The following is a 25617-nucleotide window of genomic DNA, read 5'->3' as shown; positions in this document are numbered from 1 at the left end:
TGGAAGAAGGCATCGTGGCCGGCGGCGGCGTGGCTCTGCTGCGTGCCAAGCAAGCCGTGGGCGAGATCAAGGGCGACAACGCCGACCAGGACGCCGGCATCAAGCTGATCCTGAAGGCCATCGAAGCTCCTCTGCGCGAAATCGTCGCCAACGCCGGTGGCGAACCGTCGGTCGTGGTCGATGCCGTGCTCAAGGGCACGGGCAACTTCGGCTTCAACGCCGCCAACGACACCTACGGCGACATGATCGAAATGGGTATCCTGGATCCCACGAAGGTCACGCGTACTGCTCTGCAGAACGCCGCTTCCGTCGCAGCGCTGCTGCTGACCACCGAGTGCATGATTGCCGACGCTCCCAAGGCTGACGCAGGTGCCGACATGGGCGGCATGGGCGGCGGCATGGGTGGCATGGGCGGCATGGGCGGCATGGGCATGTAATTTCCTGCAAGGGAAATTGCGGTCCGGCAGGTCGAAAGACCTGCTGCCACCAGCAACAAAAAACCCGCAGTTCGCAAGAACTGCGGGTTTTTTGTCTTCAGCGCCAGCCGCTGCTAAGGCAGATCGGCGGCGATCAGGCGCCGCATCAATCCTGCCGTCGACGCATCGACATCCTGCCAGTCGCCGCGCTCCTGGCGGTCCGCGAGGTTGCGCGCCAGGTTCTTGCCCAGTTCCACGCCCCACTGATCGAAGCTGTTGATGCCCCAGATCGCGCCGGTGACGAACACCCGGTGCTCGTACAGCGCGATCAGCGCGCCCAGCGAGGCCGGATCGAGCTGCTGCAGCAGCAAAAAGCTGCTCGGACGGTTGCCGGGACAGTATTTCTCGCTCGACTCCTGGCGGCGTCCGACCATCAGCGCCTGGGCCTGGGCGACGGCGTTGATCAGCAGGCTGTGCTGGTGCGCGCCCAGGTACTTGCCGCCGCCGCGCATGGCGATGAACTCGACGGGAATCACATCTGTCCCCTGGTGCAGCATCTGGAAGAATGCATGCTGGCCATTGGTGCCCGGCTCGCCCCAGACCACGGCCGAAGTCGCCACGCCCACGGCTTGTCCCCGGGCATCGACGCGCTTGCCGTTGCTTTCCATCTCCAACTGCTGCAGATAGGCCGTGAGCCGGCGCAGGCCGTGGCTGTAAGGCGCGATGCAGCGGCTGCCGAAACCGTGGAAATTGCGATACCAGATGTCGAGCAGGCCCAGGCGCACGGGAAGATTGCGCGCCAGCGGGGCCGTGACGAAGTGCGCATCCATCGCATGCGCACCGGCCAGCAACGCACGGAAATGCGCGGCGCCCACGGCGATCGCGATCGGCAGGCCTATCGCCGACCACAGCGAATAGCGCCCGCCGACCCAGTCCCAGAAGCCCAGCGTGCGGCTGATGCCGAACTGCGCTGCGGCTGCCACATTGGTCGTCAGCGCAACGAAATGCTCGGCAATCGCGCATTCGCCGTCCTGCGTTCCGCCATTGGCCAGAAACCAGGTACGGGCGGAATGTGCGTTGAGCATGGTCTCGGCCGTGGTGAACGACTTCGAGGCCACGAGGAACAGCGTGCTTTCGGGGCGCACGCGCGACAGCACATGGCCCAGCTCATGGCCGTCGACATTGGAGACGAAATGAAACCGCTTGTCGGGGCTGCACCAATCTTCGAGCGCATTGACCACGACTTCCGGTCCCAGATGCGAGCCGCCTATGCCGATATTGACGATGTCGGTGATCTCGGGGCGCGCGCGCACCTGCTCGGCCAGCGCGAGCATCGCGTCCAGCGTGTCATGCACCGCATCCAGCGCCGTGCGCACCGCAGCCGCCATGGGACGCTCGCGCAGCAGCCCGCCGTCGCGCGGCATGCGCAGCAGCCAGTGCATCGCGGCACGCTCTTCGGAAGTATTGATGGGCGCGCCGGCGAACATCTGGTCGCGGCGTTGCGCCAGACCGCACTCCTGTGCGAGGTTTGTCAGCAACTGCTGGGTTGCGGGCGTGATGCGGTTCTTGGACAGATCAGCAAATACATGCGGCGCCTGCTGGCTCAGCGCCGCGAGGCGCTGGGGGTCGGCGGCAAAGGCCTGGACGATATCGAATTCCGCCATTTCCTCCTGGTAATGGCGTGCCAGCGCCTTCCAGGCCGCGGTCTCATGGCACAACACTGTCATCCTAGGCAGCCGCCTGTTGCATCAGGGTTTCGAGCTGCAGCGTGTCGGCGACAAAGGCGCGTATGCCTTCGGCCAGCTTCTCGGTCGCCATCGCATCGGCATTGAGCGCCAGGCGGAAACCCGGTTCATCGTAATGCAGCGCGGGCAGGTCGAGCGCCTGCGCCGCTTCGGGCACGAGCGCCCGCTCCAGGGGCGCATCGCTGGCAGCGAGCTTGGCCAGCAGATCGGGGGCGATCGTCAGCAGATCGCAACCGGCCAGCGCCGTGATCTGCCCCAGGTTGCGAAAACTCGCGCCCATGACTTCGGTGGCGATGCCGAACTTCTTGTAATGCGCATAGATAGCGCGCACCGAGCGCACACCCGGGTCGTTGGCTCCTGCCATCGCGGCTTCGTCCCAGGAAGCGCCCGCCTGCTTCTTGTACCAGTCGTAGATGCGACCGACAAACGGCGACACCAATTGCACCCTGGCCTGGCCGCAGACGACCGCCTGGCAAAGCGAGAACATCAAGGTCAGATTGGTATGGATGCCGCGCTGCTCGAGGCGGCGCGCGGCTTCGATGCCTTCCCAGGTCGCAGCGATCTTGATCAGCACCCGGTCGATATGCACGCCTTCGGCCTGATAGAGCTCGACAATGCGTTCCGCCCGGGTCACGGTGGCTTCGGTATCGAACGACAGCCGCGCGTCGACTTCGGTCGAGACCCGGCCCGGCACGAGTGCCAGGATTTCACAGCCGAAGCGCACCAGCAGCCGGTCCATGATTTCGTCCAGCGGCCGGCCACGGCGCTGCACCACCGTCGCCTTGAGCAGTGGCGCATACTCTGGCATCTGCACGGCCTTGAGGATCAAGGACGGATTGGTGGTCGCATCCTGCGGCAAATATTGTGCAATCTGGCGAAAATCGCCGGTGTCCGCCACCACGGTGGTGAACTGTCGAAGCGCGTCGAGCTGACTCATGACCTGTTCCATTCTTGAAAAGCACCTGTCTGACACGATGCTGTAGCCTTGTTATCTTACAAGCAGCGGCCACCGCACTGCGCCAGCACCCGCGAGCAGACACAGCACGATACAAATGCGCAGTGTAGGCGCAGCCATGCAGGGGCCGGCCAAGGCCCGCAACTGCGGTTACATTGACGCACGCAGCGCTTACCGCCCAGGACTTCCATGTTAGATCGCATCACCGCCTCCCTGCCTTCCCTGGCCCCGGCCGAACAGCGCGTGGCGCGTCTCGTGCTGGCCGACCCGCAGGCCTTTGCGCAACTGCCGGTGCGGCTGCTTGCCGAGCGCGCCCATGTGAGCAAGCCGACTGTCGTGCGCTTTTGCCGCAGCATGGGCTATGACGGCCTGGCCGACTTCAAGGTCAAGCTCGTGAACAACGCCAACGAAGGCGTGCCCTTCATTCACCGCAGCGTCGACAGCGATGACAAGACCGGCGATGTGCTGGTCAAGGTCGTCGACAATGCCGTGGCCGCATTCCTGCAGTATCGCAATGCCGCGCGCGTGCCCGACCTCGAACGCGCAGCGCTGGCCATCGTCAGCAGTTGGCAACAGGGGCGGCGCATCGAGTTCTATGGCGCCGGCAATTCGGGCATCGTTGCCCAGGATGCCCAGCACAAGTTCTTCCGGCTGGGCGTGACCAGCCTTGCGAGCAGCGACGGACATATCCAGGTGATGAGCGCCACGTTGCTCGGACCGGGCGACTGCGCGTTGATCATCTCGAATTCCGGGCGCACACGCGACCTCATGGATGCGGCCGACATCGCGCGCGAGCGCGGCGCGACCACCATTGCGATCACGGCCAGCGGCTCGCCCCTGGCCCATGCCTGCGACATATTGCTCGCCGCCGACCACCCCGAAGGCTACGATCGCTACAGCCCCATGGTCTCGCGGCTGATGCACCTGCTGATTATCGATGTGCTCGCCACCTGCGTAGCGCTGCGCATCGGCGAGCCATTGCAACCCGTGCTGCAGAAAATGAAGGACAGTCTGCACGCCAAGCGATATACCTGAGCAGCAAAACAGCAGGGGTGCCTATATTCGATTATTCATGCATCGAACATAGGCACCCCTGCCAAAAAACCTCTGAATACGCAATATATTCCGGGCAAATCCCCTTGCGGGGATTTATCAGGATTAGAAGCGGTGGCGCAGGCCGGCAGTGATGCCGGTGCGATCACGCGCGCGGCTGGTCGGGTCCAGCACAATATTGGTTCCGCCCTTGATCTTGGTGTAATCCACACCAAAATAGGCATCGGTACGCTTGGAGAAAGCATAATCAGCCACGGCAACAATGAAGTTGGCCTTGCCGTTGTCTGCTGCCACCGGGCTGCCCGACTGCTTGGCATGGTAGTAATGCAGGCCGGCATTCAGCTGAGGCGTGACCTGGTAGCCGAAACCGATCTTGGCCATCTGGCGCTTGTCGGCCGCGCCGCGCGTGAAGCCGCCGTTGGTGTCGCCGCCCCACATGCCGCCGACAATCGCCGAATCGACCGGTCCAGGCGTGCCCTTGAGTTTGTTCACGCCGTAGCCGAGATTGAAGTACAGCGCATTCATGCGGTAGGATCCGCCCAGGGTCCAGGCGTCGACCTTGGCGTTCTGCGGCAGGTCATAGTTTTGGTAGCCCACACCCGCGGAAATGCCGTTGGCCGAATAGCGCAGATAGCCGCCCGCGGTCTTCGCGCTCGCGCCGCTCACGTCCTTCTCATCGAACGAATACTGCAAGGCACCGCGCACGGCGCCGAACTCGGCCGTGTACTTGAGCATGTTGTTGGCGCGCGCCCCCAGCGACATGCCGATTTCAGGCTTGTAGGCTTCCATGTAAGGCGAGTAGGGGAACGACGAATAGGTCGAAGTCACCAGATCGAACAGCACGTTGTACTGGCGACCCATGGTCAGCCGGCCCATGCCGCCTTGCAGACCCAGCCAGGATTGCTGCCAATAGTTGGCGGTTGCCGTCGAGCCCGAATCGGTCAGGAAACGATTTTCCAGATTGGCAATGGCCTTGAGGCCGCCACCCAGGTCTTCGGTCACATTAATGCCCCAGCGGCTTTGCGACATGCCGCCACCAATCATTTTGGTCAACGATGAGTTTCCGCCTACGCCTTCATTATTGGTATGACGCACTGCAGCATCCACAATACCGTACAGCTGAACGCTGCTGGTGCCCTGCTGGGCGAATACGGCAGGGGTTGCAACCACCAAGGCGGCCAATGCGATGGCATTTTTCACAAACGATTTTTGCATGCTGCTGTCTCTCTTTATGAATAAAAGTGTGGCTGGGAGAATCCATTCTAAGTACCCACTTTTATTGCGCCTAGATAGCAGTGCAGCATCACAACACAGGTTTTCCCTGCAGGATTTTCCCTAGATAGCAGTTTCCCTCTGAGCGAAAACACCATAAAAAAAGCCAGTCCGAAGACTGGCTTTTTTGATTTCTATGAAAAGCTGAGCGAACTCAGCCCATCATTAGAACGAGTGGCGCACGCCGACTTGCACGCCGGTTTGCTTTTCGTTGGCTGCGGAAGTGGTGTTGATACCCTTCGACTGCAGACCCAGAGCCGAGCCGTCCTTGTTCTTCAGGTAAGCAACGGTGCCGTACACAGCAGTGCGCTTCGACAGGTTGTGCACGTAGCCCAGCGACAGTTGGTCGGCTTCGCCGTTGATTGCCTTCTGGTCGTAGCGTGCGTATTGCAGCTTGACTTCGCCAGCGCCGCCGACAGGTGCCGACACGCCCAGAGCGTAGTTGTTGAACTTGCGGTCAGCACCAGCGTTGTACGAGTACTCTTGACGCTGAGCGATACCGATCAGCTTGGCCACGCCGAAGTTGTACGAAGCAGCCAGGGTCAGGGCGTCACGGTCGCCAGCGCCGCGCGTGCCGGCACCGATCACGTTCAGGCGGTCATACGACACTGCAGCGCTGATGGGGCCGTTGTCATACGACACGTTGCCGCCGACGTAACGACCAGCCTTGCCGGTGGTTTGTTCGTCGAAACCGTAGCTCACGCCAGCCTTGAAGCCGCCGAAGTTAGGCGTGTAGTAGCTGATCAGGTTGTTCGAACGGATGCCGTTTTCGTCACCGTTGGTGGCAGCAGCGCTGTCCCAATTGCGCCAGCCGGAGAATTGGCCGATGCCGGTTTGGCTGAACAGATCGTACGAGCTGGTCTTGTTGTAGCCTGCAACCAGGTCACGACCCAGGCGCACTTCACCGAAGTTGCCTTCCAGGCCAACGGTCGAACGACGCTTGAAGTTCAGGCCATCAGGATTGCCGCCGTCAGCGAAAACTTCGCCTTCGAGCCAGAAACCAGCCTTCAGACCGCCGCCCAGGTCTTCCACGCCGCGGAAGCCGATACGGCTGGTAGCGTTGCCGCTGGTGCCCACGCCGAACTTGTTGTCGCCAGCTGCATTGACGTTGTCAACGTAACCAACGCCGGCATCGATGATACCGAACAGGGTCACGGAGGATTGGGCCATGGCGGCGCCGGAAGCAGCCAACACGGCCAGGGCAATCAGGGATTTTTTCATTGCGAATTACTCCAAGGTTTAACAGAGGGCGTCGGTAGGCAAAAAGAGCAGGGTCAAACCCTGGATTCGCCGGTTACCCGCGCCAACCTCCTGGTGGGGAAGCTCTTGCTATTGCAACAGACGACCGACCGATGCGCAAAGCAATTCACCGATAAGCCGCTCGATTCCGGGAATTCGTTGCACGGTTGCAACACCGCTTCAATGCGCGGCACAATCGTGCACAGGGGCCGCACCCGGTCCCGGCTTCTCGCGGCGCTGCCTCCGGTCAGCCCGCGCCTTTCGCCTTGCAGCAGCTTTTTATCTCTATGGACAAGATCTTGACGGCAGCGGACGCTGCGCTTCGCACCCTGTTTGCCCGCCCGGCGGCGTCGCAGCCCTCGCCTGCGCAGGGCATTGCCGAGGCAGACCTGGATGAAGCCGAGCAGCGCCTCGCAGGCGCACTGATGCGTGTCAATCATGTGGGGGAGGTCTGTGCCCAGGCGCTGTACAACGCCCAGGCCATGGTCACGCGCGATGCGCATCTGCGCGAACATCTGATCGAAGCGGCGCGCGAGGAGACCGACCACCTGGCCTGGTCGCGCGCGCGCCTGGATGCGCTGGGCCAGCGTCCCAGCCTGCTCAACCCGCTGTGGTTCGCGGGAGCGTTTGCGATCGGCCTGGTGGCCGCCAAGATCAGCGACCGCGTGAGCCTGGGCTTCGTGGTGGAAACGGAAAATCAGGTATCGGCGCATCTGGGCAGCCATCTCGATCGCCTGCCCGAACAGGACCTGGCCTCGCGCGCCGTGGTGCAGCGCATGAAGGAAGACGAGGAGCGGCATGCGGCCGACGCGCTGGAAGCCGGCGCAGTGCTGCTGCCGCCGCCCGTGCAGAACCTGATGCGCGCCGCGGCCAAGGTCATGACCACCACCGCGCATTACGTATAGAAACACCCACCGCCTGGCGGGTGCTTCCTTTTACGCTTCGACGATATCGAAACCCGTCGTGATCTCGGCGGTCTTGCCGAGCATGATGCTGGCAGAGCAATACTTCTCGTGGCTCATGGCGATCGCGCGCTCGACGGCGCTCGCGGGCAGGCCCTTGCCGGTCACGGTGAACTGCATGTGGATCTTGGTGAAGACCTTGGGGTCGGTGTCGGCGCGCTCGGAACTGAGCTTGACGCTGCAGCCGCGCACATCGTGGCGACCGCGCTTGAGGATCAGCACCACGTCATAGGCGGTGCAGCCGCCGGTGCCGGCGAGCAGCGCTTCCATGGGGCGCGGCGCGAGGTTGCGCCCGCCGTTGTCCGGATTCTTTTCATCGGGCGCGCCGTCCATTGCCAGGATATGGCCGCTGCCGGTCTCCGCCACAAAGCCCATTCCCGAGCGGGTGCCGCTGGCACCGGTCCAACTCACTGTGCATTCCATGCCGATTCCTTTGCTTTAACTGTTGCGAAATGGCATCGCCATTCCGGTAAACCCTGATTTTGCTGCAACGCAGCATCTTTTGCGATACAATTGGCTCAAGCGTTACCTGAAGTGATTGTAATTTTCAGGCGGACCGCAGGACATTATTCCTGTATCGCACCCTTTGTCTCCTCCACCTCCTCTAATGGTGGATTCAGCCCCAGGCTTCACAGCCTGGGGCTTTTTTTTGGTCGATTGACTTGGCAGGCCGGCGGGTCGCAAGCCTGCGAACACCTGTCGGACTCACCCGCAAACGCTTGAACGCCTATGATGGCGGCCCAGCCTACCCGCGGGCTTGCCTTCGCGGCCCAGCCTTTTCGCCGACCATGACAAAACACCTCACTCCCGCCGACTACCTCACCCGTATCCTGACCGCGCGCGTCTATGACGTGGCTGTGGAATCGGACTTGCAGCCCGCCAAGAACCTGAGCCGCCGGCTGCACAACAAGGTGTTGTTCAAGCGCGAGGACCAGCAACCGGTGTTCAGCTTCAAGCTGCGCGGTGCCTATAACAAGATGGCCCACCTGAGCCAGGAGCAGTTGCAGCGCGGCGTGATCTGTGCCTCGGCCGGCAACCATGCCCAGGGTGTGGCCATGAGCGCGCGCAAGCTCGGCTGCCGCGCGGTGATCGTGATGCCCACCACCACGCCCCAGCTCAAGGTCGATGCTGTGCAGGCACTGGGCGGCGAAGTGGTACTCGCGGGTGAAAGCTATTCCGATGCCTACAAGCATTCGCTGCAGCTGCAGCAGGAGCAGGGACTGACCTTCGTGCACCCGTTCGATGATCCGGACGTGATCGCTGGTCAGGGCACGATCGCCATGGAAATGCTGAGCCAGCTGCAAAAGCTCGGCACCCAGCGCCTTGATGCGGTGTTCGTGGCCATAGGCGGCGGCGGCCTGATCTCGGGCGTGGCCAACTACCTCAAGGCCGTGCGCCCCGACATCAAGGTGATAGGTGTGCAGACGCGCGACTCGGACGCGATGGCGCGTTCGGTGCAGGCCGGCAAGCGCATCGAGCTGGGCGATGTGGGACTGTTTGCCGACGGCACGGCCGTCAAGCTCGTGGGCGAGGAGACCTTCCGCATTGCGCGCGATCTGGTCGATGAATATGTGGTGGTCGACACCGACGCGGTCTGCGCGGCGATCAAGGATGTGTTTGTCGACACGCGCGCCATCGTCGAGCCTTCGGGCGCGCTGGCCGTGGCCGCGATCAAGCAATATGTGGCCACGCACAAGACCAAGGGCGAGACCTATGCCGCCATCCTGTGCGGCGCCAACATGAATTTCGACCGCCTGCGCTTCGTCGCCGAGCGCGCCGAAGTCGGAGAGGAGCGCGAAGCGCTGTTCGCGGTCACCATCCCCGAGGAACGCGGCAGCTTCAAGCGCTTCTGCGAGGTCGTGGGCAAGCTGCCCGGCGGCCAGCGCAATGTGACCGAATTCAACTACCGCATCAGCCACCAGCAGCGCGCGCATGTGTTTGTCGGCCTGACGACGGCGGCCAAGGGCGAATCGGAAAAGATCGCGAAGAACTTCCAGAAGAACGGCTTCGAGGCGCTCGACCTGACGTTCGACGAGATGGCCAAGGAGCATCTGCGCCACATGGTGGGCGGTCATTCGCCGCTGGCCCAGGAAGAACGGCTGCTGCGCTTCGTGTTCCCCGAGCGCCCGGGCGCGCTGTTCAAGTTCCTCAGCATGATGGCGCCGACCTGGAACATTTCGCTGTTCCACTACCGCAACCAGGGCGCGGACTATGGGCGCATCCTGGTGGGCATGCAGGTGCCGGCCGAAGACGCGGCTGCGTTCGACGCCTTTCTTGCCTCGGTGGGCTACCCCTGGGTCGAAGAAACGCTCAACCCGGCCTACCGCCTGTTCCTGCAGTAATTCTCGCGCGGCCGGCACCCGACCATGCAAGCCCTGCGCCACTTCCTGCTGGCCCTGCAGTTCTTCACGCGCATTCCCGTGACCGGGCGGCTCGCCGACTGGGTGGGCTTCAGCCCGGCGATGCTGCGCGCGAGCGCGGCCCACTTCCCCGGCATAGGCTGGATCGCGGGCGCGGTCGGCGCGGGCACCTATGCGGCAGTCTGCGCCGCGCTCACGCCCAGCGTGTTCGCGCCGCTGGCCGCCGCGGTGCTCAGTTGCATCGCCACGGCCTGGATGACCGGTGGCTTCCATGAAGACGGCCTGGCCGACGTGGCCGACGGCCTGGGCGGTAGCGCCGACCGCGAGCGCGCGCTCGACATCATGAAGGACTCGCGCCTGGGTGCCTATGGCGCGCTGGCGCTGGTGCTGGCCTTGCTGGCCAAGATCAGCCTGCTCGCGGTGCTGGGCAGCCACAGCCTGGTGGCCGCGGCCGCGGCCGTGGCCGTCGCGCATGTGGTTTCGCGCTTCTGGCCGCTGTGCCTGGTGCGCCTGCTGCCGCATGTAGGCGACACCGCGCGCTCCAAGAGCAAACCCCTGGCGGACCAGATCAGCGCCCGCACGCTGGTCGCGGCCGGCCTGTGGTGCCTCGCTCCCCTGGCGCTGTACGCGCTGGCTCAGCCCGTGCTGGCCTTGGGCCTGGGCCTGCTGGGCAGCGCATTCGCGGCGCTGTGGCTCGCGCGCTGGTTTGCCCGGCGGCTGCAGGGCTTCACGGGCGACTGCCTGGGCGCGACCCAGCAGATCAGCGAGATTGCGTTCTACCTGGGCGCTGCTGTCGGCGTGCTGCGCGGCGCCGGATGACGGCGCGGCTGTGGCTGGTACGCCATGCGCTGCCGCTGGTCGCGCCCGGCATCTGCTACGGTAGGCTGGATGTGGACGCCGATGCCCAGGCGACGCAACAGGCCGCCCAGCAACTGGCGCAGGCCTTGCCCGGCGGCGTGCTGCTGCGCCATTCACCGCTGCGGCGCTGCGTACAACTGGCGGATGCCGTGCGCGCGCTGCGGCCCGACCTGTGCAGCCAGGCGGATGCGCGCCTGCAGGAAATGGATTTCGGCGCCTGGGAAGGCCAGCCCTGGGATGCGCTGCCGCGCGCCGAACTCGATGCCTGGGCCGCCGACCTGCATGGCTATGCGCCCGGCGGCGGCGAGGCACTGGCCGCGATGCTCGCGCGCGTGCGCTCGGCGCTAGAGGAACCGGGCCCCGCCGACACCGACAGGGTCTGGATCAGCCATGCGGGCGTGGCGCGCTGCGTGCATTGGCTGCGCACCGAGCGCGGAAAGCCGGCGACGGCCGCTGCGTGGACCCAGGCCGCGCCCGCGCCCGGGCAGTGGTTTATTTCTTGATCGGCAGTTCGAGCGTCACGGTGGCTTCACCCTGGCGCGAAGGCCCGAGCCGCGCCTGCTGTACGCCGACCGACTGCAGCACCAGGCCTTGATCGACTTGCGCGCCCACGGGAAACGCCCGCGCGGGTTGGCCGTTGACCCCGATCACCGCTGCGCCGCGGCCACTGTCGCGTCCCGCCAACAGTCCCTGGAGCGTATAACGGCTGGGCGCGGCCGGCGCCTGGGCCGTGGGTGCGGCCGGTCCCGCACCCAGCACCTGGGCCAGCGCCTGCAGGTCCACTGCGACGGGGCCGGGCGCGGCAACCGCGACCATCGCCGCCTCGACCGGGGAAGCCAGGCGCAGAGTCCAGAACACCAGGCACGCTCCCGCGACCGCCCAGAGAATGAACGTGCACAAACGCACGCGCCAATTTTGAAGCGAATTTGTCACCATGACGCATTATCATGGGTTCATATGACGTTACAGCTACTGAATTCCATGACAGTTCCGCAATGCACACCGGCGCGCCCGCTGCGCCAGGCCGTACAGCGTGGTTTCACGCTGATCGAGCTCATGGTGGTGCTTGTCATCATCGGCGTGCTCGGCGCGCTGATCGTGCCCAACCTGCTCGACCGCGCGGATGACGCGCGTCGCACGGCGGCGCGCACCGACATCACCAACATCATGCAGGCGCTCAAGCTCTACCGCCTGGACAACCAGCGCTATCCGACGACCGAACAGGGATTGCAGGCCCTGGTGGCCCGTCCCACTGCAGGCCCCCAGCCCAACAACTGGAAGCCTTATGTGGAAAAGCTGCCCAACGACCCCTGGGGCAATCCCTACCAGTACCTGAACCCGGGCATCAAGGGCGAGGTCGATGTGATGTCGCTGGGCGCCAACGGCCAGCCCGGCGGCGAAGGCAACGACGCCGACATTGGCAGCTGGCAGTAATGCGCCCTCTGGGGGCAGCGCGCCCGTACGCGCGCAGGCTCCCTGCCTGACCGGATACGGCCATGACACGCGCACGCGGTTTTTCCCTGTTGGAGTTGCTGGTTGTGATCAGCATCATGGCGCTGGCCACGGCCGGCGTTGCCATGTCCATGCGCGACAGCGGCCAGAGCCGGCTCGAGCGCGAAGGCGAGCGGCTCGCGGCCTTGCTCGAGGCCGGCCGCGCCCAGGCACGCGCCAGCGGCACGCTGGTGCGCTGGCAGGCGACGGCCGCGGGCTTTCGCTTTGAAGGCCTGCCGCCCGGCAGCACCTTGCCCACGCAGTGGCTGGATGCGGGCACGCGCGTCGCCGACGGCGCGGTGCTGGTGCTGGGCCCCGAGCCCCTGCTGCCGCCGCAACGCACGCTGCTGACCCATGTAGACACGCCCGAGCTGCGCCTGTCGATTGCGTCCGATGGCCTGCGGCCGTTCGCGCCCGAGGGCAGGCCATGAACGCGCCGCTGCGCCGCCGGAACGCTGCGCCCGCCCGCGGCTTCACGCTGATCGAAGTGCTGGTGGCGCTGGGCATAGTCGCCATCGCGCTGCTCGCGGGCGCCCAGGCCACGTCGGCGCTGACGCGCAACGCCCAGCGCCAGACAGACATGCTGCTGGGCCAGCTCTGCGCCGAGAACGAACTGGTGCGCATGCGCCTGTCGCAGCAGATGCCCCCCGTGGGCGACACCAGCGGCAGCTGCGAGCAGGCGGGCCAGGTCTTTGGCGTGACCCTGATCGTGCGCCCCACGCCCAACCCCAGCTTTCGCCGCGCCGACGTCAAGATCAGCAACGGCCAGTTTCCGGTGCTGAGCATCACCGCCATCGTGGGACGTTTTTGACATGCAGGCCCGCGCGCGTCGCCCCCTGTCCCGGGCCAGCGGTTTTACCCTGGTTGAATTGCTGGTCGCGCTGGTGGCGATGGCGCTGATGGCCTTGATGGGCTGGCGCGGCCTCGACAGCATGCTGCGCTCGCAGCAGTACACCCGCGCCCATACCGACGCGCATGCGGTGCTGCAGACCGCGCTGGCCCAATGGAACGCCGACCTCGACGGACTGATGACGCTGGAGAACACCCAGGCCATTGCCTGGGACGGACAGGTGCTGCGCCTGACGCGGCGCAACACCGCCGCGCCCGAAGCCGGCGCGCTGGTCGTGGGCTGGACCCGGCGCACCAGCCAGGGCCGTGACCAATGGCTGCGCTGGCAGTCGCCGCCGGTGCGCACGCGCAGCGAATGGAACGATGCCTGGAACCAGGCCAGCCAATGGGCACGCAATCCCAGCGACGCCCAGCGCGCACGCGAAACCGCGCTGTTCCCGCTCAACGGCTGGGCCATCTATTACTACCGCGGCGGCGCCTGGAGCAACCCCCAGTCCAGCGATGCCACGGCCGGCACGGCGACCGACGCGGCAAATGCGGCCGCGGCAGCGGAAACCACAGGGACCGCGGGCACGGCGGGAACTCCCGGCACCACTGCCGCCACCAACAACGACATTCCCGATGGCGTGCGGCTGCAGCTCGATCTTCCCGCCGGCGCGGGCATTGCCGGTCGCCTCGTGCGCGACTGGGTCAACCCCCTGCGCCAGAACAGCAGATCATGATCGCCACGCGCTCCCTCCGCACCGCCGCCCGCAGCCCGTCGCGCGGCGCCGCCTTGCTCACCGCGATGCTGACCGTGACGCTGGTCGCGACCTTCGCGGCCACGGCACTGTGGCAGCAATGGCGTGCGGTCGAGGTCGAGACCGCCGAGCGCGCGCGCGCCCAGGCCGCCTGGATACTGCTGGGCGCGCTCGACTGGTCGCGCGTGGTGCTGCGCGAGGACGCGCGCTCGGGCGGCCCCGACCATCTGGCCGAGCCCTGGGCCGTGCCGCTGCAGGAAGCGAAGCTGTCGAGCTTTCTCGCCGCCGAAGCCAACGTGAGCCAGGTCGACGATGCGTCGACCGAAACCGCGAATGCTTTCCTGTCGGGTGAAATCATCGATCTGCAGTCGCGCATGAACCTGCGCAACCTGCTGCTGCGCAATGAAGCCACCGAGCTCGCGTTCTCGCGCCTGTTCGAGCGCCTGGGCCTGCCGGCCTCTTCGCTGCAGCAGATCGTCGTCGGCCTGCGCATGGCCCAGGCCGCGGGCAACAATCCGGAAAGCACGGCACCGCTGATGCCGCGCACGCTGGCCCAGCTCGGCTGGCTGGGCGTCGCCCCCGAAATCATTGCGCGGCTCGAGCCGCATGTCACACTGCTGCCCACGCCCACGCCGGTCAACCTCAACACCGCAAGCGCCGAAGTGATCTGGGCCAGCGTCAAGGACCTGGACTGGGCACGCGCCAACCAATTCATCCAGGCGCGCGAGGCCAGCCCCGTGCGCACCATGCCGGATGCGCTGCAACGATTGGGCATGCCGTCCGACACGCCGCAGGACCTGCTCGCGTTCTCATCGTCTTTCTTCGAGATCCGCGGTCGCCTGCGACTTGGCGAAACCATGGTCAGCGAACGCTCGCTGGTGCAGCGCACCGGCATGAATGTCGTTACCCTGTGGCGCGAACGCGGCCACTGGACCTCCCAGAATCTGCCCCTGCCGGTAGCCACTCCGGCACGTACCTCCAGTCTATGAGCCTTCTGATACTCCAACTGCCGCTTGCGCCCGCGGGCCCTGAATGGCAATACGCGTTTGCGCTGAGCCTGGATGGTCAGACCGTCGCACGCCATGCAGCGGCCACGGCGACCGAACTGCCCGCGGCGGGACGCGCGGTCGAAGTCGTCGCCGTCATCCCCCACCAGGCGCTGTCATGGCACCGCATCACCTTGCCGGCCGGCATTGCCGTGGGCACGCGCAACGCGACCACGCGGCTGCGCTCGGTGATCGAAGGCCTGGTCGAAGAACATCTGCTCGATGAACCCGAACTGCTGCACTTCGCGCTGGAGCCGGGCGCGCGCGCCGGCCAGAGCGCCTGGGTCGCGGCCTGCGACCGCGGCTGGCTGCGCTCGCACCTGCAGGCGCTGGAAACCGCACAGCGGCGCGTGGACCGCATCGTTGCCCAGCTGACGCCCGCGGCCGAAGGCCAAGCCCCTCACCTCTGGGCCATGGGCACGCCGGAATCGGCCTGGCTGCTGGCCACGGGCTGCGGCCCCGACCAGGGCGTGGCCTGCGCGCCGCTGAGCGCCGAAGGCCTGGCGCTGCTGGGTGCGCCCGAAGGCCTGGTCGTCGACGCCGCGCCCGCGGTGGCGGCGCTCGCCGAGCAACGCCTGCAGCAACCGGTGCGCCTGGAGGCACTGGCCGAACGCTTGCTGGAAGCCAGCCGCAGCCCCTGGAATCTCGCGCAGTTCGATCTGGCCGTAGGCGGTCGCAGCCATGCGCTGCGGCGCGTGGTCAGCGCCTGCCAGTCCTTCGTGCGCGCCCCCCAGTGGCGCGCCGCGCGCTGGGCGCTGGGCGTGCTGGTCGTCGCCCAGCTGGTCGGGCTCAATGGCTGGGCCTGGAAGGAACGCCAGGCACTGGCCGCCAAGCAGGCCGCAGTGCGCGCGAGCCTGCTGCAGGCGTTTCCGAAAACTGCGCTGGTGGTCGATGCGCCGCTGCAGATGGAGCGCGAAGTCGCGCAGCTGCGCCAGCGCACCGGCAGCCTCTCGGCGCAGGCGCTCGAGCCGCTGCTGTCGGCCGCGGGCCAGGCCCTGCCCAGGGGCATGCGCCCGCATTCGATTGAGTACAGCGATCAGGAGCTGCGTCTGCGCGGGCTCACGCTCGACGCCACGGCGCAGCAGCAGCTGCAGTCGCAACTGGCCGCGATGGGCTATGCCGCCCGCGCGGACGCGCAAAGCCTGGTGCTGCGCGCAAAGGAACAACCATGAACACCGCCCGCTCTCCCCGCCTGGGCGCCTGGCAGGCACGCTGGGCCGGTCTGGCGCCACGCGAGCGCCAGGCCCTGTCCCTCGCCGCGGGCACGATCGCCCTGGCGCTTGCCTGGTGGCTGCTGCTCGCCCCCGCGCTGCAGACACTGCGTGCCGCGCCCGCACGGCATGCGGCGCTCGACCTGCAGCTGCAGCGCATGCAACGCCTCGAAGCCGAAGCCCTGCGCCTGCAGGCCGAACTGCCGCCGCCCACGACCGAGTCCGCCGGCGCGCTGCCTGCCGCGCGCCCCGACCTGCAGCGCGCGTTGCAGGACTCGGTCAGCAGCCAGCTCGGCCCCAGCGCACGCCTGGTGCTGCAGGGCGAACGCGCCCAGCTCACGCTCAAGAACACGCCTGCCGCGGCGCTGGCCGCGTGGCTCAGCCAGGCACGCCAGAATCTCAAGGTCAGCACCGTTGAAATGCGGCTCACGGCGACTGCCGGCCCGGCGCAGGCCAGCGCCAGCGAACCGCACTGGGATGGCAGCCTGGTGCTGGCCTTGCCGCTGGCGGAGGCCACGCAATGAAGTCCTTGCGTCGCTCGCCGCGCAGCCGGCCGGCAGCCACCACCGTGCGCTCGCCGCGCGCCTGGGCCGTCACCGGCGCGCTGCTGGGCGCGCTGGTGACGCTGGTGCTGGCCGCGCCCGCCCACTGGCTGGCCGCGGGCCTGGAGCGCGCGACCCAGGGCCAGCTGCAACTGCTTGAAGCCCGCGGCACGCTGTGGACCGGCTCGGCGCGGCTGGTGCTCAGCGGCGGCGCGGGCAGCCGTGACGCGCTGGCCCTGCCATCGCGCGTGGAGTGGCGGCTGCGCCCCGATTGGCGCGGCGCGCGCATCCAGCTCGCCACCGAATGCTGCACGCCGCAGCCGCTGCAGGCGCGCATACTGCTGCACTGGCAAGGCGTGGAAACGCAGGTCCAGGACCAGCAGAGCCAATGGCCTGCGGCCCTGCTCACGGGCCTGGGCACGCCGTGGAACACCGCCCAGATCCAGGGCCAGCTGCAGCTGCGCACCCAGGGTCTGAAGGTGCAATGGCTGGCCGGCCGCCTGCGCAGCGAAGGCCAGCTGCAGCTCGATGCGCTGGGCGTTTCGTCCCGGCTGTCGACGCTGCGCCCCATGGGCAGCTATCGGCTGGTCTTCGACGGCGGCGATGCGCCGCAGGTCACGCTCAGCACGCTCGAAGGCCACCTGCAGCTCAGCGGCGCGGGCCAATGGGTCGGACAGCGCCTGCGGTTTCGCGGCGAAGCCAGCGCCTCGCCCGAGCGCGAGGCCGCGCTGGCCAACTTCCTCAACATCATCGGGCGGCGCAGCGGCGCGCGCTCCATCATTTCCCTGGGCTAAATTCCATGACGTTCATCACTGCACGCCGCTTGCGCGTCGCCCTCCACTCCCTCGCCGCCGCGGCCACGCTGGCCTGTGCCGGCGTTTCCGCGCAGACCGCGCCCCGCAGCAAAGAACCGGTGACGCTCAACTTCTCCGGTGCCGAGATCGAGGCCGTGGCGCGCTCCATGGCGACCATCACCGGGCGCAACGTGGTGGTCGACCCGCGCGTCAAGGGAACGATGACGCTGATCAGCGAGAAGCCTCTGGCCCCGGCCCAGGCCTTCCAGCAGTTCCTCGCGGCGCTGCGGCTGCAGGGCTTCACGGTGGTCGAGGCCGCAGGCCTCTACAAGGTCATTCCCGAAGCCGACGCCAAGCTCCAGTCGGGCAATGTCGCCGTGTCCCAGGGCGGACGTGGCGGCTCGCCGGCCGGCGGCCAGATCGTGACGCAGATCTTCAAGCTCAACTTCGAGACCGCCGCCAACCTGGTGCCCGTGCTGCGGCCGCTGATCAGCCCGAACAACACCATCAACGTGAACCCGGGCAACAACTCGCTGGTCATCACCGATTACGCCGACAACGTGCAGCGCCTGGCGCGCATCGTCGCCGCGATGGACGTGTCGAATGCCACCGACATCGAAGTGATTCCGCTGCAGCACGCGGTGGCTTCCGAAATGGCAGTGCTGGTGAGCCGGCTGATCGAAGGCGGCAGCGCAGGCGCGGTGCCCGGCGCCGTGGCCCAGGGCCAGACGGACACGGGTTTCAAGACTACGCTCATGGCCGAGCCGCGCAGCAACGCGCTGGTGGTGCGCGCCTCCAATCCCGCGCGCCTGGCCCAGGTGCGCTCGCTGATCGCGCGCCTCGACCAGCCCGCGTATGCCAGCTCGGCCGCGGCCAGCGGCAACATCCATGTGGTCTATCTGAAGAACGCCGATGCGGTGACGCTGGCGACGACGCTGCGCGCGGCCATGGCCAGCGACGGCGGCGTCGGCAGCCAGGCCGCGGGCGGCAATGCGGCGGCCAGCTCCGGCGGCGGCATGCGCACCACCGGCCTGGGCAACACCTCCACCAGCCAGACCAGCAGCACCAGCGGCCTGTCGGGCAGCAGCACCAGCAGCGGCCTGGGCACGGACAGCGGCAGCCTGGGCAGCAGCAACCAGCCTTCGACCGGCGGCCAGATCCAGGCCGATCCTTCGACCAATTCGCTGATCATCAGCGCCTCGCCGCCGGTCTATCGCCAGCTGCGCGCGGTCATCGACCAGCTTGACGGCCGCCGTGCCCAGGTGCTGGTCGAAAGCCTGATTGTCGAAGTCACGGCCAACAAGCTGGCCCAGTTCGGCGTGCAGTGGCAGTCGCTGCTGGGCAACAACGGCAGCACCATGGGCGTGATCGGCACCAACTCTGGTACCAGCGGCGCCAATATCCTGGGCGTGGCCGCGGGACTCGCGGGTGGCGCGACCACGGCCGCAACCGCGCTGGGCAACCTCGGCGCCGGCCTGAACTTCGGCATCGCGCCGCGCATCAACGGCAAATACTATCTCGGCGCACTCGCCAACTTCCTGCAGAACAGCGGCGACGCCAACGTGCTGTCGACGCCCAATCTGATGACGCTGGACAACGAGGAAGCCAAGATCATCATCGGCAACAACGTGCCTTTCGTGACCGGCTCCTACGCGAGCACCACCGGCACCTCGGGCGTGAGCCCGTTCACCACCGTGGAGCGCAAGGACGTGGGCCTGATGCTGCGCGTGCGCCCGCAGATCAACGAGAACGGCACCGTGAAGATGTCGGTCTACCAGGAGGTCTCGAAGATCGACAGCTCGACGCTCAAGGACACCAACGGCCCGACCACCAGCAAGCGCTCGATCGAGTCGAACGTGCTGGTCGAGGACGGCAGCATCATCGTGCTCGGCGGATTGCTGCAGGACGACTACTCGCAGGCCGAGGACAAGGTGCCGCTGTTCGGCGACATTCCGGGCCTGGGCAACCTGTTCCGCAGCGAGAACCGCGCGCGCAAGAAGACCAACCTGATGGTGTTCCTGCGCCCCGTGGTGGTGCGCGACGCGGCCGCGGCCGATGCGCTGATGACCGACCGCTACGAAGTCATTCGCGCGGCGCAGCAGGGCCTGCAGCCGCAGCCCAGCACCATTCTCAACAGCGTCTCGGGCGCTCCCGTGCTGCCCGCGCTGCAGCCCGGCGGCCCGGCCCAGCCGCTGGCCACCGTGCCGTTCGCGCCCGAGGCGCCCAAGCCCGCGCGGCCGCGCATCGTGCCCATCACCGACACCGACGACGCCTACAGCGCGCCCTGATTCCATGCGTTATCCCCTGCCCTACGCCTATGCCCGCAGCGCGCAGCTGCTGCTCGAGGACGACGGCCAGCAGCCCGTGCTGTGGCACGGCCCTGCGCCAGACTTCCAGGCGCTGTCCGAAGTGCAGCGCAAATACGCCGTGCCGCAGTGGCAGGCCATAGATGCGGGCCAGCTCGCGCAGCGCATCAGCGCCGCCTATGCCCAGGGCGAGTCGAACGCCGCGCGCGTGGTCAGCGAAGTCGAATCCGACGCCGATCTGTCGCGCATGATGCAGGACCTGCCCGCCGTGGAAGACCTGCTGGAAACCGCCGACGACGCGCCCATCATCCGCATGCTCAACGCGCTGCTGACCCAGGCCGCGCGCGACGGCGCCAGCGACATCCACATCGAGCCCTACGAACGCCATTCGAGCGTGCGGTTTCGCGTCGACGGCGACCTGCGCGAGGTGGTGCAGCCCAACCGTGCGCTGCATGCGGCGCTGATCTCGCGGCTGAAGATCATGGCCGACCTCGACATTTCGGAAAAGCGCCTGCCGCAGGACGGGCGCATCAGCCTGCGCCTGGGCACGCGCGCCATCGACGTGCGCGTCTCCACGCTGCCCAGCGCCCATGGCGAGCGCGCCGTGCTGCGTCTGCTCGACAAGAGCGGCTCCAAGCTCACGCTCGAGTCGGTGGGCATGCAGGGCGAGACGCTGGAGCGCATCGAGTCGCTGATACGCCAGCCGCACGGCATCATCCTGGTCACCGGCCCCACGGGCTCGGGCAAGACCACGACGCTGTACGCGGCGCTGCAGCGCCTGGACGCATCCAGCGGCAACATCATGACGGTCGAGGACCCCATTGAGTACGAGCTCGCGGGCATAGGCCAGACCCAGGTCAACTCCAAGATCGATCTGACCTTTGCCAAGGCCTTGCGCGCCATCCTGCGCCAGGATCCGGACGTGATCATGATCGGCGAAATCCGCGACTTCGAGACCGCGCAGATCGCGATCCAGGCCTCGCTGACCGGCCACCTGGTTCTGGCCACGCTGCACACCAATGACGCACCCAGCGCCGTGACGCGCCTGATCGACATGGGCGTGGAGCCTTTCCTGCTGAGCAGCTCGCTGCTGGGCGTGCTGGCCCAGCGGCTGGTGCGCAAGATCGACACGTCGGAGCCCAGCGGCTACAAGGGCCGCACCGGCGTGTTCGAGTTGCTGGTGGTCGACGACGCGATCCGCAGCCAGATCCACAGCCAGGCCAGCGAAGCCGATATCCGCGCCGCGGCGCTGGCCAGCGGCATGACGCTGATGCGCGACGACGGCGAACGCCTGGTGCGCTCGGGAATCACCACGCCCGAAGAGGTGCTGCGCGTGACGCGCGACTGACGCAGCGGGGCGCGGCGCTGGGCCGGCTTGCCGGAAACTCGCAACCGCGCGCCGGACTGCAGGGCATTGTTCCAGCGGCGACAATGTTCGCCATGATGCAAACCCTGAGCACCTGGAGCGCGCCCTACGGCGGCGAGACTTTCCTTTTGTTGGCCCTGCTGGCGATTGTCAGCTACGGGCTGCTTTTGTTTTACAAGCCCCGGCTGTCGGAGACCCAGCTGCGCCGCTGCATAAGGCTGGCCGCGCTGATCGCGCTGCCGCTGTCCTTCGTGGCCATGGAAATGGGCAGCAACAACATCGGCATTGCCGTGCTGTCCTTCATCTGGTGCATTGTGGTGGGGATCACCTGCAAGAACGAAATCACCCGGCGCTACACCCCTTGATAGTGGCGCGTTCACCCGCATCTTCGGATGCTGGGGCAGCCACAAGCCACGTTGATCGGCTTGCGGCCATGTAACCCCTTCGGCCCAACGAAAGACCCACTGCATGCTGAAAAACCTCCAAGACATCCGCCTTTCCCTGTTGGATCTCGTCGCCGTGCGCGAAGGAGGCAGCGTGGGCCAGGCCCTGGAAATCGCGCTGCGCACCGCGCAAAAGGCCGAGGAACTGGGCTTTGCGCGCTACTGGCTCGCCGAGCACCACAACATGCCGGGCATCGCGAGTTCCGCGACGGCCGTGCTGATCGGCCATATCGCCGGCGGCACCAAGAGCATTCGTGTGGGTTCGGGCGGCGTGATGCTGCCCAACCATGCACCGCTGGTCGTGGCCGAAGCCTTCGGCACGCTGGCCGAACTCTATCCAGGCCGCATCGACCTGGGCCTGGGCCGTGCGCCCGGCACCGACGGCCCGACGATGCGCGCGCTGCGCCGCGACCGCGTCGAGACCGAACAGGACTTCCCGCGCGACGTCGCCGAGCTGCAGCAGCTGCTGGGCCCGGCCACGCCGGGCCAGCGCATCATTGCGATGCCGGGCGCGGGCACCAATGTGCCTATCTGGCTGCTGGGCTCCAGCCTGTTCTCGGCCCAGCTCGCCGCGCACATGGGCCTGCCCTACGCATTTGCCTCGCATTTCGCGCCGCGCATGCTGCACCAGGCGCTCGACATGTACCGCGAGCTGTTCCGACCTTCTGCAACGCTGGCCAAGCCTTATGCGATCGTCGGCGTGCCCGTGGTCGCCGCGCCCACCGACGAGGAAGCGCAATTTCTCGCCAGCAGCACCCAGCAGCGCATCCTGGGCATTCTCACCGGCAACCGCTCGCGGCTGCAGCCGCCGGTCGAGAACTACGCCGCCCAGCTTTCGCCGTCGGAAGCCGCGGCCATCAACGACTTCCTGCGTGCCGGCGTGATCGGCAGCCGGGACACCGTGCGCAGCCACTTCCAGGCGCTGGCGCAGTCCACCCAGGCCGACGAGTTCATGCTGGTCAGCGATGTCTTCGACCCCGATCTGCGCCTGCGTTCGCTCGAAATCGCGGCCCAGGCGATGGCCGGCTGACAGCCGCGCGCGCCGCGGCAGCGCCGGCGCGGCAATGGCGCACACACAGCGTCATCGCCAGCGGCTAATATGTGCTGAATTCCTTTCGCCCGCCCTGCCTGTTTCCCATGCCTGCTTTTTCCTACGAAGCCCTCGACGCCCAGGGCGCCTCCCGCAAGGGCACGCTCGAGGCCGACAACACCAAGTCGGCGCGCAATCTGCTGCGTACCCAGGCGCTGGTGCCGCTGTCCGTCGTTCCGCTGGGGTCGGGCGCGGCGCCGGGCGCCGAGCTGACATGGCAGGAACGCTGGTTCACGCGGCCGGTGTTCAATGCGAGCGCGCTCGCGGTCTGGACGCGCCAGCTGTCCGGCCTCGTGACTTCGGGCCTGCCGCTGGAGCGTGCGCTCAGCGCGCTGGCCGATGAAGCCGAAGACCAGCGCCAGCACCACCTGCTGGCCACGCTGCGCGCCGAAGTCAATGCGGGCTCCACTTTTTCGCGCGCGCTGCAGCAGCATCCGCGCGAATTCTCCGAAATCTATTGCGCGGTGATTGGCGCGGGCGAGTCGAGCGGCAGCCTGGGGCTGGTGCTGGCCAGCCTGGCCGACGACCTCGAGGCACGCCAGGCGCTGCAATCCAAGCTGATAGGCGCTTCGCTCTATCCGGCCATCGTGTCGCTGGTGGCCATCGTCATCGTGCTGTTTCTGGTGAGCTATGTCGTGCCCCAGGTGGCGGGCGTGTTCGTCGGCACCAAGCGCCAGCTGCCCATGCTGACCGTGGCCCTGCTCGCGATCAGCGATTTCGTGCGCGAATATGGCTGGCTGATGCTGGGCGTGCTGGTGCTGGGCGCGCTCGCCGCGCGCCAGATGCTGCGCAACCCGGCGACGCGCGAGCGCTTCGACGCCGCCTGGCTGCGCCTGCCGTTGATCGGCCGCCTGGCGCGCAGCTACAACGCCGCGCGCTTTGCAAGCACGCTGGCCATGCTCGCGGGCGCGGGCGTGCCGATTCTCAAGGCCTTGCAGGCCGCGGCCGAAACGCTGGGCAACCGCGCGCTGCGCGCCGACGCGCTGGACGCGCTGGTGCTGGTGCGCGAAGGCGCGCCGCTGGCCTCGGCCCTGGCCAAGAAACGCTTTCCCGGCCTGCTGGCGATGTTCGCCCGGCTGGGCGAGCAGACCGGCCAGCTGCCCGTGATGCTGCAGCGCGCAGCCGTGCAGCTGTCGACCGAAGTCCAGCGCCGCGCCATGCACCTGGCAACCATTCTCGAGCCGCTGCTGATTGTGGTCATGGGCCTGGTCGTGATGCTTATCGTGCTCGCGGTGCTGATGCCCATCATCGAGCTCAACCAGTTCGTCAAGTAAGCAGGCGCGCCATGTCCGTGACGCTCGAAGACAAACTGGTCGTCGCGATCTCCTCGCGCGCGCTGTTCGATTTCGAGGAGGAGAACCGCCTGTTCGAGCGCAGCGACGCCGCCACCTATCTGGAGCTGCAGCGCCAGCGGCTGGAAATCCCGGCGCAGCGCGGCATTGCGTTCTCGCTGGTGCAGAAGCTGCTTGCGTTCAACACGCCCGATGCCCGGCGCGTCGAAGTCGTGATCCTGTCGCGCAACGACCCGGTCAGCGGCCTGCGCGTGTTCCATTCGGCTGAATCGGCGGGCATTGCGCTGCAGCGCGGCGTTTTCACCCAGGGCCGGCCGCCGTTCGGCTATCTGCGTCCGCTGGGCGCGCATCTGTTTCTTTCGGCGAATGCCGACGATGTGACCGAGGCGCTGCGCCTGGGCTACCCCGCAGCCCATGTGTTCACCGATTCCGTGCAGGCCAGCCTGTCGCACCCCAACGAAGTGCGCATCGCTTTCGACGGCGACGCCGTGCTGTTTTCCGACGAAGCCGAGCGCGTGTTCCAGGCCGAAGGGCTGGAAGCCTTCCAGCGCCACGAGACCGACCGCCATGGCCAGCCTCTGCCCGACGGCCCGTTCAAGCCGCTGCTCGCCGCGCTGCACCGGCTGCAGCAGATGGCCGTGGAAGTTCCGGGCATGCGCATCCGCACCGCGCTGGTCACGGCGCGCAGCGCGCCCGCGCACAAGCGCGCGATCCAGACGCTGATGAGCTGGAACATCGCCGTGGACGAAGCAATGTTCCTCGGCGGCCTGAGCAAGGGCGCCTTCCTGCGCGAATTCGAGCCCGACTTCTTCTTTGACGACCAGACCGGCCATGTGCGCAATGCGGCGCTGCATGTGCCCTCGGGCCATGTGCGCAGCGGCATAGCAGCCAGCCTGCAGGAAACATCTGCAACCAGGCGCAAGCAGTCCGGCCAGGGGTGATTGCGCCGGCCTGGGCGCAGCAGCGCCAGCCATGGCACCATGGTTCGCATGGCAAATTCCTATTTCCCTCTTCTCCTGCGCCAGCGCGCCGCCGGCCTGCTGTGCGGCCTGGTGCTGCTCACGGCCTACGGCCTGGCGCTGGCGCAGACCCCGGCGCCCGATGCCGCGCCCGCCGAAAGCGCCAACGGCGCTGCGCTGACCAAAGGCGAAATCAAGGCCAGGCGCGATTTCCAGCTGCTGGACTTCAACAAGGACGGCAAGCTCAGCCGCAGCGAAGTCGCGCTGTTTCCGCGCCTGGCCGCGGCCTTCGACACGGCCGATACCGACAAGGACGGCTTTGTGTCCTTCGAGGAAGTCGAAGTGTTTGCCGTGCAATACCGTGCCGAGCGCGCGGCCAAGGCGGCGCAGCAGGCGGACAAGAAGTAATTGCGTTTTTTGCGCGCCGGCCGTTCATGGTTAGACGCGCCCTGCCAGGGAAGCTCACCACGAACAGATACGGCGCTTGCAGCCAGCGTGTCACAGCGTGGGGGCCGTCCCTGGCCGGGCGCCCCTCGCCGGGCGCCCCTCGCCGGGCGCCCCTCGCCGGGCGCCCCTGAGCGGCTCAGGGGGTGCTTTTACAATCCCCGCGTGCGCTTGGTCTTGGGCT

General features: G+C 66.9%; 28 protein-coding genes. 21 read left to right on the top strand and 7 right to left on the bottom strand.

Going from position 1 to position 25617, the window contains the following annotated elements:
- Nucleotides 1-437 (top strand): TCP-1/cpn60 chaperonin family protein (locus tag RR928_RS17675; protein ID WP_332533968.1); only part of this gene is annotated, 437 nt, incomplete at its 5' end.
- Nucleotides 438-550: 113 nt separating this feature from the next.
- Here the strand turns inward: RR928_RS17675 and pgi are convergent.
- Nucleotides 551-2143 carry a glucose-6-phosphate isomerase gene (pgi, locus tag RR928_RS17670; RefSeq protein WP_332533967.1) on the bottom strand — a complete coding sequence of 531 codons (1593 nt, stop codon included), beginning with the start codon at nucleotides 2141-2143 and terminating at the stop codon, nucleotides 551-553.
- A gap of 1 nt (nucleotide 2144) precedes the next feature.
- Nucleotides 2145-3098 carry a transaldolase gene (tal, locus tag RR928_RS17665; protein ID WP_332533966.1) on the bottom strand — a complete coding sequence of 318 codons (954 nt, stop codon included), beginning with the start codon at nucleotides 3096-3098 and terminating at the stop codon, nucleotides 2145-2147.
- A 207-nt stretch (nucleotides 3099-3305) separates the two neighbouring features.
- Here tal and RR928_RS17660 point away from each other — a divergent pair, with 207 nt between their 5' ends.
- Nucleotides 3306-4151, top strand: a complete 846-nt coding sequence (locus RR928_RS17660) for a MurR/RpiR family transcriptional regulator (RefSeq protein ID WP_332533965.1) — start codon at nucleotides 3306-3308, stop codon at nucleotides 4149-4151.
- Between the two features lie 123 nt (nucleotides 4152-4274).
- On the opposite strand, the gene RR928_RS17655 is transcribed toward RR928_RS17660, so the two are convergent.
- The 3 genes from RR928_RS17655 to RR928_RS17645 all read right to left on the bottom strand — a co-directional run bounded on the left by RR928_RS17655 (nucleotide 4275) and on the right by RR928_RS17645 (nucleotide 7120).
- The gene (locus RR928_RS17655; RefSeq protein WP_332533964.1) at nucleotides 4275-5384 is read right to left on the bottom strand and encodes a porin; all 1110 of its coding nucleotides are present in this window, start codon (nucleotides 5382-5384) and stop codon (nucleotides 4275-4277) included.
- A gap of 222 nt (nucleotides 5385-5606) precedes the next feature.
- Nucleotides 5607-6662: a porin gene (locus tag RR928_RS17650; RefSeq protein ID WP_332533963.1), complete on the bottom strand. Its 1056-nt coding sequence runs from the start codon at nucleotides 6660-6662 to the stop codon at nucleotides 5607-5609.
- Nucleotides 6663-6715: 53 nt separating this feature from the next.
- Nucleotides 6716-7120 (bottom strand): hypothetical protein, encoded by a 405-nt coding sequence (locus tag RR928_RS17645; RefSeq protein ID WP_332533974.1) that lies wholly within the window; start codon nucleotides 7118-7120, stop codon nucleotides 6716-6718.
- On the opposite strand from RR928_RS17645, the gene coq7 reads away from it, so the two are divergent.
- Nucleotides 7010-7585: a 2-polyprenyl-3-methyl-6-methoxy-1,4-benzoquinone monooxygenase gene (coq7, locus tag RR928_RS17640; RefSeq protein ID WP_332533973.1), complete on the top strand. Its 576-nt coding sequence runs from the start codon at nucleotides 7010-7012 to the stop codon at nucleotides 7583-7585. The two genes, RR928_RS17645 and coq7, sit on opposite strands and share 111 nt — an antisense overlap.
- 30 nt (nucleotides 7586-7615) lie before the next feature.
- Here the strand turns inward: coq7 and RR928_RS17635 are convergent, their stop codons facing one another.
- A complete protein-coding gene (locus tag RR928_RS17635; protein WP_332533962.1) occupies nucleotides 7616-8065 on the bottom strand; it encodes an OsmC family protein in 450 nt (149 codons plus the stop codon).
- A 365-nt stretch (nucleotides 8066-8430) separates the two neighbouring features.
- Here RR928_RS17635 and ilvA point away from each other — a divergent pair, with 365 nt between their 5' ends.
- The 3 genes from ilvA to RR928_RS17620 are packed head-to-tail and all read left to right on the top strand — an operon-like array spanning nucleotide 8431 to nucleotide 11363.
- On the top strand, nucleotides 8431-9984 hold the full coding sequence (gene ilvA, locus RR928_RS17630) for a threonine ammonia-lyase, biosynthetic (RefSeq protein WP_332683540.1): 1554 nt from the start codon (nucleotides 8431-8433) through the stop codon (nucleotides 9982-9984).
- Between the two features lie 24 nt (nucleotides 9985-10008).
- On the top strand, nucleotides 10009-10821 hold the full coding sequence (cobS, locus tag RR928_RS17625) for an adenosylcobinamide-GDP ribazoletransferase (protein WP_332533960.1): 813 nt from the start codon (nucleotides 10009-10011) through the stop codon (nucleotides 10819-10821).
- Nucleotides 10818-11363, top strand: a complete 546-nt coding sequence (locus RR928_RS17620) for a histidine phosphatase family protein (protein WP_332533959.1) — start codon at nucleotides 10818-10820, stop codon at nucleotides 11361-11363. The genes cobS and RR928_RS17620 overlap by 4 nt, the downstream gene beginning before the upstream one ends.
- Here RR928_RS17620 and RR928_RS17615 read toward each other — a convergent pair.
- Nucleotides 11353-11766 carry a type II secretion system protein N gene (locus RR928_RS17615; protein ID WP_442881421.1) on the bottom strand — a complete coding sequence of 138 codons (414 nt, stop codon included), beginning with the start codon at nucleotides 11764-11766 and terminating at the stop codon, nucleotides 11353-11355. The two genes, RR928_RS17620 and RR928_RS17615, sit on opposite strands and share 11 nt — an antisense overlap.
- Nucleotides 11767-11841: 75 nt before the next feature.
- Here RR928_RS17615 and gspG point away from each other — a divergent pair, with 75 nt between their 5' ends.
- The 15 genes from gspG (at nucleotide 11842) to RR928_RS17540 (ending at nucleotide 25397) form a co-directional block, all read left to right on the top strand.
- Nucleotides 11842-12294, top strand: coding sequence for a type II secretion system major pseudopilin GspG (gene gspG / locus RR928_RS17610; protein ID WP_332533957.1), 453 nt, complete (start codon nucleotides 11842-11844; stop codon nucleotides 12292-12294).
- Nucleotides 12295-12356: 62 nt separating this feature from the next.
- Nucleotides 12357-12782 (top strand): prepilin-type N-terminal cleavage/methylation domain-containing protein, encoded by a 426-nt coding sequence (locus RR928_RS17605; RefSeq protein ID WP_332533956.1) that lies wholly within the window; start codon nucleotides 12357-12359, stop codon nucleotides 12780-12782.
- The gene (gspI, locus tag RR928_RS17600) at nucleotides 12779-13162 is read left to right on the top strand and encodes a type II secretion system minor pseudopilin GspI (RefSeq protein ID WP_332533955.1); all 384 of its coding nucleotides are present in this window, start codon (nucleotides 12779-12781) and stop codon (nucleotides 13160-13162) included. Before RR928_RS17605 ends, gspI begins: the two co-directional genes overlap by 4 nt.
- A gap of 1 nt (nucleotide 13163) precedes the next feature.
- A complete protein-coding gene (locus RR928_RS17595; protein WP_332549398.1) occupies nucleotides 13164-13922 on the top strand; it encodes a PulJ/GspJ family protein in 759 nt (252 codons plus the stop codon).
- Nucleotides 13916-14929: a type II secretion system minor pseudopilin GspK gene (gspK, locus tag RR928_RS17590; protein WP_442881423.1), complete on the top strand. Its 1014-nt coding sequence runs from the start codon at nucleotides 13916-13918 to the stop codon at nucleotides 14927-14929. The genes RR928_RS17595 and gspK overlap by 7 nt, the downstream gene beginning before the upstream one ends.
- On the top strand, nucleotides 14926-16158 hold the full coding sequence (gene gspL, locus RR928_RS17585) for a type II secretion system protein GspL (RefSeq protein WP_332533952.1): 1233 nt from the start codon (nucleotides 14926-14928) through the stop codon (nucleotides 16156-16158). Before gspK ends, gspL begins: the two co-directional genes overlap by 4 nt.
- Nucleotides 16155-16721 carry a type II secretion system protein GspM gene (gspM, locus tag RR928_RS17580; protein WP_332533951.1) on the top strand — a complete coding sequence of 189 codons (567 nt, stop codon included), beginning with the start codon at nucleotides 16155-16157 and terminating at the stop codon, nucleotides 16719-16721. The genes gspL and gspM overlap by 4 nt, the downstream gene beginning before the upstream one ends.
- A gap of 5 nt (nucleotides 16722-16726) precedes the next feature.
- A complete protein-coding gene (gene gspN / locus RR928_RS17575) occupies nucleotides 16727-17533 on the top strand; it encodes a type II secretion system protein N (RefSeq protein ID WP_332533972.1) in 807 nt (268 codons plus the stop codon).
- Nucleotides 17534-17538: 5 nt separating this feature from the next.
- A complete protein-coding gene (gene gspD / locus RR928_RS17570) occupies nucleotides 17539-19821 on the top strand; it encodes a type II secretion system secretin GspD (protein WP_332683535.1) in 2283 nt (760 codons plus the stop codon).
- Nucleotides 19822-19825: 4 nt separating this feature from the next.
- Entirely contained in the window at nucleotides 19826-21187 is a 1362-nt protein-coding gene (locus tag RR928_RS17565) for a GspE/PulE family protein (protein ID WP_332533949.1), read from the top strand.
- 92 nt (nucleotides 21188-21279) lie between these two features.
- Entirely contained in the window at nucleotides 21280-21570 is a 291-nt protein-coding gene (locus RR928_RS17560; protein ID WP_332533948.1) for a hypothetical protein, read from the top strand.
- A gap of 103 nt (nucleotides 21571-21673) precedes the next feature.
- Entirely contained in the window at nucleotides 21674-22678 is a 1005-nt protein-coding gene (locus tag RR928_RS17555) for an LLM class flavin-dependent oxidoreductase (RefSeq protein ID WP_332533947.1), read from the top strand.
- A 107-nt stretch (nucleotides 22679-22785) separates the two neighbouring features.
- The gene (gene gspF, locus RR928_RS17550) at nucleotides 22786-24012 is read left to right on the top strand and encodes a type II secretion system inner membrane protein GspF (RefSeq protein ID WP_332533946.1); all 1227 of its coding nucleotides are present in this window, start codon (nucleotides 22786-22788) and stop codon (nucleotides 24010-24012) included.
- Between the two features lie 11 nt (nucleotides 24013-24023).
- Entirely contained in the window at nucleotides 24024-24971 is a 948-nt protein-coding gene (locus RR928_RS17545) for a 5'-nucleotidase (RefSeq protein WP_332533945.1), read from the top strand.
- Between the two features lie 48 nt (nucleotides 24972-25019).
- Nucleotides 25020-25397 (top strand): EF-hand domain-containing protein, encoded by a 378-nt coding sequence (locus tag RR928_RS17540; protein WP_332683531.1) that lies wholly within the window; start codon nucleotides 25020-25022, stop codon nucleotides 25395-25397.
- The last annotated feature ends 220 nt before the right edge of the window (nucleotides 25398-25617 follow it).

Origin of the sequence: Comamonas sp., from assembly GCF_036666375.1 — a bacterium.
GTDB lineage: Bacteria > Pseudomonadota > Gammaproteobacteria > Burkholderiales > Burkholderiaceae_C > Comamonas.
The sequence above is the reverse complement of the archived record's forward strand: the minus strand, read 5'-3'. Positions and strand labels throughout refer to the sequence as shown.